Annotated in this window: 14 protein-coding genes; 8 read left to right on the top strand and 6 right to left on the bottom strand. The window is 56.0% G+C overall.

Annotated elements, in window-relative coordinates; all coding sequences use genetic code 11:
* Window positions 1–109 precede the first annotated feature (109 nt).
* Window positions 110–418 (top strand): hypothetical protein, encoded by a 309-nt coding sequence (locus tag ACZ5ER_RS09765; protein WP_050003736.1) that lies wholly within the window; start codon window positions 110–112, stop codon window positions 416–418.
* A 91-nt stretch (window positions 419–509) separates the two neighbouring features.
* Here ACZ5ER_RS09765 and ACZ5ER_RS09760 read toward each other — a convergent pair whose 3' ends face one another.
* Window positions 510–1,715, bottom strand: a complete 1,206-nt coding sequence (locus ACZ5ER_RS09760; RefSeq protein ID WP_464934329.1) for a hypothetical protein — start codon at window positions 1,713–1,715, stop codon at window positions 510–512.
* Between the two features lie 82 nt (window positions 1,716–1,797).
* On the opposite strand from ACZ5ER_RS09760, the gene ACZ5ER_RS09755 reads away from it, so the two are divergent.
* Together ACZ5ER_RS09755 and ACZ5ER_RS09750 are read left to right on the top strand one after the other, a co-directional pair.
* Entirely contained in the window at window positions 1,798–3,567 is a 1,770-nt protein-coding gene (locus tag ACZ5ER_RS09755) for a ribosome biogenesis/translation initiation ATPase RLI (protein WP_464934328.1), read from the top strand.
* Between the two features lie 40 nt (window positions 3,568–3,607).
* A complete protein-coding gene (locus tag ACZ5ER_RS09750) occupies window positions 3,608–4,582 on the top strand; it encodes an AIR synthase family protein (RefSeq protein WP_464934327.1) in 975 nt (324 codons plus the stop codon).
* Here ACZ5ER_RS09750 and ACZ5ER_RS09745 read toward each other — a convergent pair.
* On the bottom strand, window positions 4,579–5,442 hold the full coding sequence (locus ACZ5ER_RS09745; protein ID WP_050003731.1) for a type I restriction endonuclease: 864 nt from the start codon (window positions 5,440–5,442) through the stop codon (window positions 4,579–4,581). The genes ACZ5ER_RS09750 and ACZ5ER_RS09745 overlap by 4 nt on opposite strands.
* A 71-nt stretch (window positions 5,443–5,513) precedes the next feature.
* Here ACZ5ER_RS09745 and ACZ5ER_RS09740 point away from each other — a divergent pair, with 71 nt between their 5' ends.
* From ACZ5ER_RS09740 to ACZ5ER_RS09730, 3 genes are read left to right on the top strand one after another with little or no spacing between them, the layout of a single operon-like run.
* Window positions 5,514–6,311: a class II glutamine amidotransferase gene (locus ACZ5ER_RS09740; RefSeq protein WP_464934326.1), complete on the top strand. Its 798-nt coding sequence runs from the start codon at window positions 5,514–5,516 to the stop codon at window positions 6,309–6,311.
* A 4-nt stretch (window positions 6,312–6,315) separates the two neighbouring features.
* Window positions 6,316–6,723 (top strand): CBS domain-containing protein, encoded by a 408-nt coding sequence (locus ACZ5ER_RS09735; RefSeq protein ID WP_050003729.1) that lies wholly within the window; start codon window positions 6,316–6,318, stop codon window positions 6,721–6,723.
* A gap of 5 nt (window positions 6,724–6,728) precedes the next feature.
* The gene (locus ACZ5ER_RS09730) at window positions 6,729–8,243 is read left to right on the top strand and encodes a metallophosphoesterase family protein (RefSeq protein ID WP_464935193.1); all 1,515 of its coding nucleotides are present in this window, start codon (window positions 6,729–6,731) and stop codon (window positions 8,241–8,243) included.
* Here ACZ5ER_RS09730 and ACZ5ER_RS09725 read toward each other — a convergent pair.
* Window positions 8,215–9,075, bottom strand: coding sequence for a 2-phosphoglycerate kinase (locus ACZ5ER_RS09725; protein WP_464934325.1), 861 nt, complete (start codon window positions 9,073–9,075; stop codon window positions 8,215–8,217). The two genes, ACZ5ER_RS09730 and ACZ5ER_RS09725, sit on opposite strands and share 29 nt — an antisense overlap.
* Window positions 9,072–10,373 carry a 2,3-diphosphoglycerate synthetase gene (locus ACZ5ER_RS09720; protein ID WP_464934324.1) on the bottom strand — a complete coding sequence of 434 codons (1,302 nt, stop codon included), beginning with the start codon at window positions 10,371–10,373 and terminating at the stop codon, window positions 9,072–9,074. The genes ACZ5ER_RS09725 and ACZ5ER_RS09720 overlap by 4 nt, the downstream gene beginning before the upstream one ends.
* Before the next feature lie 137 nt (window positions 10,374–10,510).
* Here ACZ5ER_RS09720 and ACZ5ER_RS09715 point away from each other — a divergent pair, with 137 nt between their 5' ends.
* Entirely contained in the window at window positions 10,511–10,690 is a 180-nt protein-coding gene (locus ACZ5ER_RS09715; RefSeq protein WP_050003726.1) for a hypothetical protein, read from the top strand.
* A gap of 93 nt (window positions 10,691–10,783) precedes the next feature.
* On the top strand, window positions 10,784–10,906 hold the full coding sequence (locus ACZ5ER_RS09710; RefSeq protein ID WP_394297633.1) for a hypothetical protein: 123 nt from the start codon (window positions 10,784–10,786) through the stop codon (window positions 10,904–10,906).
* 56 nt (window positions 10,907–10,962) lie between these two features.
* On the opposite strand, the gene cas4 is transcribed toward ACZ5ER_RS09710, so the two are convergent.
* Entirely contained in the window at window positions 10,963–11,628 is a 666-nt protein-coding gene (gene cas4, locus ACZ5ER_RS09705; RefSeq protein ID WP_464934323.1) for a CRISPR-associated protein Cas4, read from the bottom strand.
* 120 nt (window positions 11,629–11,748) lie between these two features.
* On the bottom strand, window positions 11,749–12,081 hold the full coding sequence (locus ACZ5ER_RS09700) for a hypothetical protein (protein ID WP_050003983.1): 333 nt from the start codon (window positions 12,079–12,081) through the stop codon (window positions 11,749–11,751).
* Window positions 12,082–12,134: the final 53 nt, after the last annotated feature.

The raw sequence follows: 12,134 nt of genomic DNA, 5'->3' as shown, positions 1-12,134 counted from the left end.
AGTTCCTCTGGAACGACGACGTTGGGGAACAGCTCGAACCGTTAAAAAGCTAATTAGAAAGCTTTCCAAGGCTTACGGAACAAGCATAAAAAGTCCACGCGGGGAGGGAATGAAGTCCGATAGTGATAACCCGGTCGAGTTCGGGGATAGGGTCGGCTCCTTCAAGGCCGAGGGGCACGAGGTCGTCGTGGACGTAACCCCCTGCGGGAAGTTCATGAGCGCGCTCCTGCTTGGCGCAACAATCCTCACCAGCGCAACGGGAGACGGGCTTACGATATTTGGATTTCTCCTGAAATTTCCCTCTGGAAAGAAAAACCACCGTCCATTTCAGCGGTGTTCGCATGTTCACTCCGTTGCGGGTGTTGATTTCCGGTTTTTGTACCCGTCTCTGGCAGTCAGCGTCAGTTTTTCACGCTGAACATGGAAGATGGGACTTACGTTTTTCGGGCCGGAAAAGAGCGGCCCATTTCTTGCGGTACGGGTTTCCGCTGAAAGAAAAAAGGAGGGGTTCATCTCATCTCCATTCTCCTCCTTATGACCTCGTCTATGTCCAGAAGAGAGAGCGGGTCCACGTCAACCCTGGTCAGGGTGTTCTTACGTCCATTGTTCGTCTCGTCCTGCCTCAGGTACTCCGCCTGGGCCTTCTCCTTAACGGCCTCAAGGGCGAGGGCAACGCTCATCGTGGCGGTTCCCATGGTGAGGTCGTACGTTACGAGCGGCCACTCATCACCCCGAATGTTTCTCATCGTGTTCGATATTATCTCCCTGGCCTCCTTTATGTTTTCGTATGGAACGTTCGGCACGAAAACGACGTCAATGGTTCTCTTTCCGTTACCGACCACAGTAGTTTGTCCCGAGAATTTGTCCTTCTCGCGTCTCCAGTGTATTCTGAACTTCACAGAATACCCCCGTTCTGAAAGGCACCGCGAGAGCTTGGCGAAGAACACGGCCATCTTCCTCTGGAATGGATTGAGGTCCTTAAGGAAAGCTCTCAGCTCCTCCGGCGGATTTTCGAGGAAAGTTTTCTCCTCCTCGTTTACCGTCGGCTTCCCGTTCCTGATTATTGTTTTGATTGGTTTCTCCTCGTTCTGCCTTGAGCTGAATATATAAACCCTCTCCAGCTTCTCGATGTGAAACGCTATTGCCACCGCGAGAGGTAGAATGTTCATGCTCCCGTCGTTTTCGATTATGCTCTCGCAGTCCTTTCTCCAGAGCTCCTTTGCGCTCCAGCTTGAGAGCCTGCTCAGGGCAGTGGCCAGATACCTGGTCGGCACCAGCTCCCTGCTTTCTCTGGGCCTTTCGTGTACCCAGTAAAGACCAAACACCAGTGCGGCCAGGTAAAAGATTGCCCCCGTGGCCAGGACAAAGTTCCCGTTCTCAAAGCTGTCGGGAAGCCACGCCGCCAGGACGGCGGTCATGAGGACAAAAAAGGCCACGCTGGGAAGTGTGTACACCTCTCCCTTGACGAGGTTGAGAACATAGGTCCTCAAAAACCCTCCTACCGTGCTCTTGGGATTTTTACCTTCCTTCCATGCCGCCCCGACGGAGAACACCAGCAATGAAATCGCCGATGCCGCGAGGAACGACAGGTACTCGGCCGTACTTTCCAAAGACCTCAAGATTCCGATTTCATTCCTCAAGAGCATGACCACCGGCGGAAGGAGGGTGAACACGAGCCAGAAAGACTTTTTGATGGTTCTCAGCCAGCCCGCCAAACGAACACCCCCGCTTGTGGTCACTTCCCCTTTCCCGCAACCCTTTAAAATCCTCGCCCTCAGCTTAGCCCGGTGGTGAGAGATGAGGATAGCGGTCATCGACTACGACAAGTGCAACCCGGACAAGTGCGGTCACTTCCTCTGCGAGCGCGTCTGTCCCGTCAACCGAATGGGCGGCGAGGCGATAATCATAGACGAGGAGAACTACCGGCCGGTCATACAGGAAGCTAGCTGTACCGGCTGTGGAATCTGTGTCCATAAGTGCCCCTTCAACGCGATAACCATCGTGAACCTCCCGGAGGAGCTTGAGGAAGGTTGCGTCCACCGCTACGGAATAAACGGCTTCGTCCTCTACCGCCTCCCCGTCGTCAAGGAGGGCATGGTCGTCGGTATCCTCGGTCCGAACGGAACCGGTAAGACCACGGCCGTTAAGATACTCTCCGGCCAGCTCCTGCCGAACCTCTGCGGCGACAACGACAGCTGGGACAACGTCATCAAGGCCTTCCGCGGAAACGAGCTCCAGAACTACTTCGAGAGGCTGAAGAACAGGGAAATCCGCCCCGTCGTCAAGCCCCAGTACGTTGACTTAATCCCCAAGGCCGTGAAGGGCAAAGTTCGGGACCTCCTCAAGAGGGCGGACGAGAGCGGGAAGTTTGAAGAAGTTGTGAGAGAGCTTGAGCTTGAGAACATACTCGACAGGGATATAGGGCACCTCTCAGGTGGTGAGCTCCAGCGCGTGGCCATAGCCGCGGCCCTCCTCAGGAACGTGGAGTTCTACTTCTTCGATGAGCCGTCGAGCTACCTCGACATAAGGCAGAGGCTCAGGATTGCGAAAATCATAAGGAAGCTCGCCGAGTCGGGCAAGAACGTCTTAACCGTTGAGCACGACCTTGCTATCCTCGACTACATGAGCGACATTATTCACGTCGTCTACGGTAAGCCAGGCGCCTACGGTATATTCTCCCAGCCCAAATCAACAAGAAACGGCATAAACGAGTTCCTCAGGGGCTATTTGAGGGACGAGAACGTCAGGTTCAGGCCCTACGAGATAAACTTCAGCAAGAAGAGCGAGCGCAAGAGCCAGGAGGGAGATATCCTCGTCGAGTATCCGAGTCTCGTTAAGGACTACGGCTCTTTCAGGCTTGAGGCAGAGGGCGGAGAGCTCTACGTCGGTGAGGTCGTCGGAATCGTCGGCCCGAACGGAATCGGTAAGACTACCTTTGTGAAGATGTTAGCGGGAGTCGAGAAGCCCACTGAAGGCGAGATAGACTGGTCCCTGACGGTGAGCTATAAACCCCAGTACATAAAGACCGACTACGATGGAACCGTTTACGAGCTCCTCAGCAAGATTGACGCGGGCAAGCTCATGAGCAGTTTCTACAAGAGCGAGCTCCTGAACCCGCTCGGGATTCCGGAGCTCTACGACAAGAACGTCAACGACCTCTCAGGTGGTGAGCTCCAGCGCGTTGCCATAGTGGCCTGCCTGCTCCGCGATGCCGACCTGTACCTCCTCGACGAGCCCTCAGCGCATCTCGACGTCGAGCAGAGGCTGGCCGTCTCGAAGGCAATCCGCTCGCTGATGGCCAAGAACGAGAAGACCGCGCTTATAGTCGAGCACGACGTTATGATGGTTGATTACCTGAGCGACAGGCTGATTGTATTCGAGGGCGAGCCCGGCAAGTTCGGTAAGGCGAGCAGGCCGATGGGCATGCGTGAGGGTATGAACCGCTTCCTGGCATCGGTCGGGGTAACCTTCAGGCGCGACCCAGAGACGGGAAGGCCGAGGGCCAACAAGGAAGGCTCCGTCAAGGACAGGGAGCAGAAGGAGAGGGGCGAGTACTACTACACCTAAAGGCTTTTCTTTTCCTCCTCCAACTCCCTTTGGTGGTTGTATGAAGCCCGGAAAACTCCCGCCAGAACTCCTTGAAAAGCTCGTCCTCTCAAGGCTCCCCTCAAAGGGGAAGGGCGTTATTGTAGGGCCCGGCACCGGAATAGACGGCGCGGCGATGAGGGTAGACGGGACTCTCGTTGCCTCAAGCGACCCGATAACGGGTGCTACAAAGAGGATTGGCTTCTACGCAGTCCACGTTAACGCCAATGACGTCGCCGTTATGGGTGCAGAGCCAAGATGGTTCCTTACGACGATACTCCTGCCGGAGAACGCCGACGAGGGGCTTCTGGATGAGATAATCGAAGAAATCTCGAATGAGGCTGAAAGGCTTGGCGTTGCGGTTGTTGGCGGCCATACGGAGATTACTCCGGGTCTCGACAGGCCAATAGTCGTTGGGACGATGCTCGGTGAGGCGGAGAGGCTCGTAAGCCCCAACGGTGCGAAGCCGGGAGACGCGATAGTGATGACAAAGTGGGCCGGCGTTGAGGGGACCTCAATAATTGCGGAAGAGCTGAGGGAGAGACTCGCCCCAATACTCGGAGAGGAGTTCCTTGAGCGGGCATCGTCCCTTATCGAGTACCTGAGCGTCCTCCCGGAGGCGAGGGTTCTCAGGAAGTTCGCAAACGCGATGCACGACCCCACCGAGGGCGGAGTACTGAACGGGCTCCACGAGATGGCCGACGCCTCCGGCCTGGGGTTCAGGGTCTACGCGGAGAGGATTCCAATCCGCGAGGAGACCAAGGTTCTCTGTAACTACCTTCACCTAAACCCGCTTGGGCTGATAAGCTCGGGCGTTCTCCTGGCCGCCGTTCCGAGGGACCTTGCGAAGAAGGTCGTCGAGGAGCTGATGGCCAGAGGAATAACCGCGAGCATCATAGGGGAGTTTTTGGCGGAGGACAAACGGGTTCTAGTGGAAGACGGTGAAGAAAGGCCCGCGTGGAGGCCCGAGAGCGATGAGCTGTGGAAGGTCGTCTAAACCTCCACCCCTATCCTCAGTCCTTCGTCCTTTTCTATCTCCCTGAGGAGAATGACGACCTTTTCTGGCGGAAGCTCCATCTTGGAGAGCAGTTTCTTGGCTTTTCTAACCTCTTCCCGCTTTTCTCCGCTTGACCTCCCCTCAAGATAGTCGAGCACCGCCAGGAGCGCCCCCTTCAGGCTTCTGTCCCCGAGGGGGAGGGGCTTCCAGCCGTCTTCGTAGACGTAAACGGCCTTCGGCACTTCAACGCCCGAAAGCTTGGCAGCGGGCACTACAGAAGGCTGACCCCTTGTCCGGAGGTAGTTCAGAAGGGCTTCTTCTTCAAAGCCCTCGTTTAGCAGGCTTTTGTACGTCATCTCAAAGGCCGTCAAGAGCGTCGCAAGGCGCTCCAGCTTCCTTATATTCTCCTTGGACAGGAGAGAGAGCTTTATGATAGCCCTCTCAAGGGGTTCCTCCTCCAAATCCACCGTGAAGAGGATCCTGTCCCTGAGCGAAGTGCCCTCGGCGAAGGCCTTGACGACCACCCACTTTGCGCCGTTCGTGAGGATGCCGTACCTGACTCCCCTGCTGAAGCAGTAGCGGGCGAGCTGTCGCAGGGGCTCGTCCCTCTTTATGACGTTCACGGACAGGTTCTTTGCCTCAAGGAACGCGACAATCTCACCGTTAATCAGGAGCGCGTAGTCCGCCCTTCCGTCCTCCGTCCTCTCCTCGGGTCTAACTTCCTCCGGGTTGTTCCAGTCCCAGCCCAGAGCGCTCATTATCTCGCCGATGAGGTGTTGCTTCACGGCCTCCTCGTTCTTCTCGTAGAGTGTCCGGTGCATACCAATCCGCGACATGACGTTGAGGACTGCACGCTCCATCTCTTCACCTGTTCTGGGGTTAGCGGGCCCGACCTAAAAGCTTTTGGGGTTGAGTGATATAAAAATTCAGGGTGAAGGCCGTGTGCAGGATACTCTTTGCAACGGGCAGGGGAAAATCACTCTGGCCTCTCGCCGAGGCGCTCAGAAGTTCCGCCGAGAACGACCCGTACCGCATGAAGCGGAGCGGGAGGAAGCAGCACCGCGACGGGTGGGGCTACGTCCTCCTTGTGGGCGGGGCCGTGCACCACTACCGCTCGTCAGCCCCGATTTTTGAAGATGAGGAGGGGTTTCTGAGACTCACCAAGCTCCTTTCAGGGGCCAAGGAAGTAGTCCTCCTAGCCCACGCCAGGGCATCTACTCAGGGCTCGCTCGGCCTCTTTAACGTCCAGCCTTTTGCGTTCTCGACGAGACGCGGCTTTTCCTTCTGGTTCCTACACAACGGCGACCTGCACAAGGATAAGGTCATAGAGCTGGCTGGCTTCGACGAAAACGACCTGAGGGAAGTTTCGGACAGCTACGCATTTTCCGTGTACCTCTGCCGGGCCCTCCAGAGACTGGAAAAGGACGAACTGTTAAGGCACTACTCGATTGGGGCATCGCTGGCAAAGAGCACCTTCAACACTGCCACACTGTTCCTGCTTCCAGACGGGAGCTGGAGGGCCTTCTTGACGGCATACATGGTGGAGAAATACCGGGAGAACGAGGCACACAGAGACTACGCGAGGCTCATTGAGCTTGAGGGGGATGGTGTTTTTGCAGTGGCCAGCTCAACGCTGGAGCTCTACCACGATGCGGGCTGGAAAGGAGTTCAGAACGGAACCGCATACCTGATAACACCGGGTAAAATCGAACGCTTTTCCCTGAGGTGATCCCATGGACGAGAACGCCCCGATTAGAGTGTACATGACGAGAAAGCTAATTGGAGTTTCACCGGACGACCCCGTGAAGAGGGCCTGTGAGGTCATGATGGAGTTCGACATCGGCTCTCTCGTCGTAGTGGAGAACGGCGAAGTCGTGGGCTTCTTCACGAAGACCGACATAATACGGCGCGTGGTCATTCCCGGAAAGCCCAACACGACACCAGTCAGGGAGATAATGACCAAGAAGCTGATCACCGCCGACGCAAACGCTCCTCTCAGGGAAGTCCTTGACACAATGGCCAAGAAGCGGATAAAGCACATTCTCATAAGCGAGAACGGGAAGATTGTGGGAATATTCAGCCTCAGCGACCTTCTGACCGCGAGCAGGCGGAAGCTCGAAACTGCCATAGCGGCGGAGTGATGCCTATGATTCGGATAGCCCACATAAGCGACACCCACATAACCGGTGAGAGCGCCTACAAAGGCTACGCCTACGACCTCATATCCAACGAAGTGAACCGACTGAACTTCGACTTCGTCGTCCACACTGGAGACGTCACCAACAATGGGCTCCGCGAGGAGTACGAGAGGGCCGAGTATGAGCTCAAAAAGATTCGAAAACCTCTTGTTGTCGTCCCCGGAAACCACGACGTCAGGAACGTGGGCTACGACCTTTTCGAGAAGTTCATAGGGCCCCTTAACGGTGTCTACGAGTTCAAGGACGGGGTTCTTATATGGGTCGACTCGACGATACCCGACCTTAGCGACGGCAGAATTGGAAAGCACAAGTTCCGCTGGCTGAAGAAAAAGCTAGAGGAGTACTCCGACAGGAGAATAAAGATAGTTGCCGCTCATCACCACCTCGTCCCGCTCCCGAACACGGGGCGAGAGAGGAACGTCCTCTACAACGCTGGAGACGTCCTTGACCTGCTCCTCAGGCACGACGTGACTCTCTACCTCTGCGGCCACAAACACGTCCCCAACGTCTACCGGGTCGAAGACCTCGTCGTGGTGAACGCGGGGTGTGCGTCCTGCAGAAAGACGAGGCGGGGAGACGTCAACAGCTACAACATAGTTACAATCCACGACGATGGGAAGGCCGAAGTCACGATAAGGCGCCTGACGGGTGAGGAAGTTAGAGCGGAACACAAGCCAGTAAGACCAAAGCTCTTCGTTCCGAGGGGGAAGAGGCTCTTCAGGATAGTCCAGCTCAGCGAGACCAAGGTCTCGGACAGGGTCTATTTCAGGAGAAAAGTCCTCGAGAACGTCGTGAACCTGATAAACGACAATCTGAAGCCGGATCTTGTTATCCACAACGGCGACCTCGTTGACATGGGCATCGAGCGGAACTTCCAGAAGGCTGTCGAGTTCTGGGAGAAGATTGAGGCACCCAAACTAATTGTGCCAGGCCACAGCGACATGACGTATCTTGGCTATGAACTCTTTCCCGAGTACTTTGGAGAGCCAGAAACGGTCTCCATTGGGGAGTTTACGTTCATTCCAGTATCAACACCCCAGTACGAGACGGAGATAGGCGTGGTCGGCAGGTTCGGTCAGAAGAAACTTGAAAAAGAAATTGAGAACGCGGAGAACTTCAAGGTCGTCTTCATGCACCACAACGTCGTCCCGATTCCGAAGAGCAGGGAGCGCGGCTTTCTTGAGGACGCCGGCGACGTGCTGAAGCTCCTGACGGAGAAGGGCGTGGAGCTTGTCCTCACAGGGCACGGGGGCAACGCCTTCGCGGTTCGCGTTGAAAGGACGATAATCATAAACGCGGGTTCCGTCAGCTGGGAGCTCCACAGGAACCCCTTCGGAAACAGCTTCAACGTAATAGACATCTACCCCTGCATGGTGATAGCCTTCGAAGTCCAGGCGACCTGGGGAAGCAGGAGGCTCCTTGGAGTGTGGAAGCTCAAAGGGCCTCGCGCAGGCGGTTCATGAGGTCTTCCATTATCTCATCAACCGTCTTTTCGAGCTCAACGTTCTCTATGACCTTCACCCCGTGCTCTCTAGCTTTCTCCACTATGTAGTCCTGGAGCAACAGTATCTCATCTAGGTGTTTAATGTAGTACTCCGCCGGCCGCTTGCTGTAGCGGGAGCGCTCGTAGAAGTGGCTTTCAAGGACTTTCCTGTCGCTCACGGCCAGGACGTACATGAAGGTGTTCTCTCCGGGCTCTATAAACCCAGGCACTAGGTGGATTCCCTCGATTATGGCGTTCATGCCCTCGCGCTGAGCCCTGTCAAGAACGGCCTTAACTCCCACCGAGACGTGTCTCACTTGGTTTTCAAAACCCTCGATTATACCGCCTGAGCCCTTCAGCGTGCGCCACGCCATGAAGGAGGAGGCGTGGAGGTCGGGCAACAGCTCCTTCGCGATTATCTTCCTCATGACTTCCCTTACTGTGTCAGTCCCGATTATGGTCCTTATCGACAGCCTGAACGCCAGCTCCGTGGCTATGGTTGACTTTCCAACGCCGGTAACGCCCCCAAGGAGGACAACGAGCGGAATCTTTTTGCGCTTGAACTCGCGCCAGAAAAGGTAGCGCTCGGCTTCCTTCTTAAGGCCGTGCTCAAGGAGCTTCTTGTAAGTGAGCTCCCTTATCTCTTCCGTGCTCACAAAACGCTTTCTCCTCCTGATAAGCTCCATCTGGACTTCGTGTGCTATGACGTAGGCTGTTCCGACGTCAACGCCCGCCAGGGTTATAGAGCGAGTGAGGATTCCCCTCGAAAACGGCAGCTGGATTTTCTTTTCTGGGTCTATGACGACCATCATCTTCCCGTCACCCTCCTGGCAAGCTCCAGGACGGCTTCACGCAGGTTCTTGCCGTCCACGTTCTCGGGCTCGTTGGCGAGGTAGATTACCTCAATGTCCTGTCCAAGGGCCCACTTCGTTACGACGTCAACCGCCGCTGCCTTTAGTTCAACGAGGACTGCATCAACGCTTCCTTCCCCTTCGAGCCTTTCAAGGTCTTTCCTGAGGGCGGGCCTCCTTGAGAGGTTTCCGCTTGTAAAGACGACCTCTGCACCCATGCCCTCGATGTCCCCAACTGCCTCGCCAGCGGCTTTCTCTGACGTCATGAAGAGCGCGACCCTCTTTTCTGAGACGTCTCCGAGGGGCTTCGGCACAAACCGGACCAGATGGACGTCAGCCGTGGGATTGACTTTTTCTATGAAGTCAGCGAACTCCTTGGCCTTTTTCGGCTCAACGTCCGCCATCGTGATTACGGCGATGTCCGCCAGCCCAATCCGGAAGGGCCCGAAGAAGCCCTCTACCGTCTCCCTCGGCTGGAGGGTGCTGAGGACTGTGATGTACCCGTCTGCCCTCACGGGAGGAATCGTGGCGCCACTGCCCTCCGCGACGATGATGTCGTGGGGAAGCTCCTCGGCGAGCTTTATCCCCTCGTGGACTATGTGGAAGAACGGGAATCCCGCCATTCCCCCTCCACAGCGACGGCACCCGACGGTCGTTACCCCCGCGACGAGGGCGTCCTCGTAGTGGTCCGAAGCGGCGTGCTTGCCCATCTCCGCGAGTTTTAGGAGGTTCTCGGGGGTCAGCTCTTCCCTCTCGCCGTCTATGAGCTCGGGCTCTTCCGGGCCCCCTCTGCCCATCGTAACAACCACGGGCCGGTATTTCTCCTTCAAGACCCTCGCAACGAAGCCGCCCACTGCGGTCTTTCCAACGCGTTTTCCAAGGCCGAGAATGCTTATGGTTGGCTTCTTTGGCCGTATAAGCTCCCCGGGAGTGAACGCGAAGTCCGCGCCCCTGTATGCAACTCCCCTGCGCAGGCATATCGAGGCTATCCTAAACCTCATTTCGTAGTCCACAACCGGCTCGTCGCTCAGGTCGACTACCTCATCGATATCGTTCTCGGAGAGGGCCAGCTCAATGGCTCTCAGGGGATCGCCCCCAAAGTAAATCCTAACCCCGAGCTCTTCTTCAAGCCTTTCGGGCGAGCCTATCTTCTCGCTACCGCCGAGAAACACGGCACAGCACACATTTCCAAGTCTCTCCAGTGCCCAGCGCGTTACGGGAGGATAGTGCTCTCCATCGATTAGAGCGAGCCTCCTCATTTTCTCTACCCCATATCCGGTTACGTGTGGTTGATTTAACCTTTTCCGTTCTTCCGGGCGCGCTCGGAGGAGAAAAGTTATAAAGGGGGACGGTGAACTAAGGGTGGCCTTACGGGCCGTAGAAGGAGGTGTGTAAAATGGCTGAGATGCTTGTTAAGTCCAAGGTTAAGGAGCTCGTTAAGAACCTCGATCCCGAGATGAGGGTCAGCCCGGAGTTCTACGACGCCCTTGAGGAGGAGCTCAAGGTTCTCGTCGAGAAGGCCGTCAAGAGGGCCAAGGCCGAGGGCAGGAAGACCCTCTACGCCAGGCACGTCTGATGCCTCTCTTCCTTTCCTTCCAAAGCCTTTTATTGATTGGTTCTTGGTTTCTGATATCATAGCATTGAAGGAACCCGGAGATTCCGTTCATCCTTGCCTCAAAAGCTCGCCCTGAACCTCGTGCTCCTTCGGGCCCTTATAGCTGAACTCTACAACCGCAGGCTCATTGAGGCGGTGGTTGATAACGGGCTCAGGTGGGTTGTGATGGGGGTGTAGCTTTGCGGTCACCAACCTCAAAGATTGGCCAGAAATTTGTGATTACCACACAAAATTCACTCTTCTCCAGGATAGCACAGGTAGCGGTAGGGGCAAAAGCGACAGGCGTAGCTTCTCCAGCCTTCTGGGGGTTTCCCCTTTTCGTAGGCCTTCTTCACCGAGTAGAAGTGCCTGAGCGTTTCCTTGAAGAGCTTGCCGTCGTAGGGGATTTCAAACGCCTTAAAGTTCGGCCCCTTGATGACCGGAAAGTTCGACATGTCGAGCTTGCCGATTATTTTCGTGGGCTCTTCGTGGAGCTTAATATAGTATAGGTATCCGTATTCGGCCTCGGCCCAGCGGAGGTAGACGTTGAGCTGGGCCAGGTGGTAGTCGTAGGGCACCTTCGGGAGGCTGGTCTTGCCCTTAATCTCGATGGGGAACTCCCTGAAGGCGTCAATCCTGCCGTGAATCTCAAAGCCGAGCTTCCTTGAGCGGAGGACGAGATGCCTCTCAAGTTCGAAGCCAAAGCGTCTGCTCAGAATCTGCCCGAGAATTTCGTGGGTTTTAACCCCCTGATTGAGCCTAACCCTCACGTTCTCGGGCCATCTCTGGGGGTAGCCCTTCAGCCGGAAGTATATCCTCCTCGGACAGGTCAGGGCTTCGCTCGCGTAGAACTCTATCAGCCCGTCGTTTTCAGCACTTCCGTTGTTCTCCACGTCTCTTCCCTCCAGCGGGCGGGTCATCGGCCCGCGAACCTCGCCGCCCTTGCGTCAGCTAATACCGACGTCATCACAGTTCAGACTGGGCAAGGGTCGTCATCCGCGAAGGAAGGTAGAAGGGAAGAATTTAAAGCTTCCGCTGGCTCAAAGAACCATACGTCTCTTCCTTTTAATAGAATAGCTAAGCCCGTATGCCGGCCAGATGCTCGGGGGTTGCTCGTAGTGGTGGAGGTTCCTCAAAATCTTCTCGGCGGACTTCTTGTTCTTTGCCCTGACCCTCAATACCCCCCGGTCCAGCTCAACGACCCCGTCGGCGAGGTTGAGCACCAGCTTTGAGCCCTTTACATCGGGCCTGGCCCGCATGAGAAGCCTGCGGTATTCCTCGTACGCCTCTTCGCTCAGCCTCTGCTCAAGAAGTGCCTCTTCCCTCTTAAAGAGCCTTGAAAACAGCCCACTACTCGGGGGCTCGTCCTCCATATCCATCATCGACCTCCGATGGTTCTCATTTTAAATCCGTCCTTTAAGTTTTT

The organism is Thermococcus marinus (genome assembly GCF_055389025.1).
This window is presented reverse-complemented; position numbering and strand designations above follow the sequence as displayed.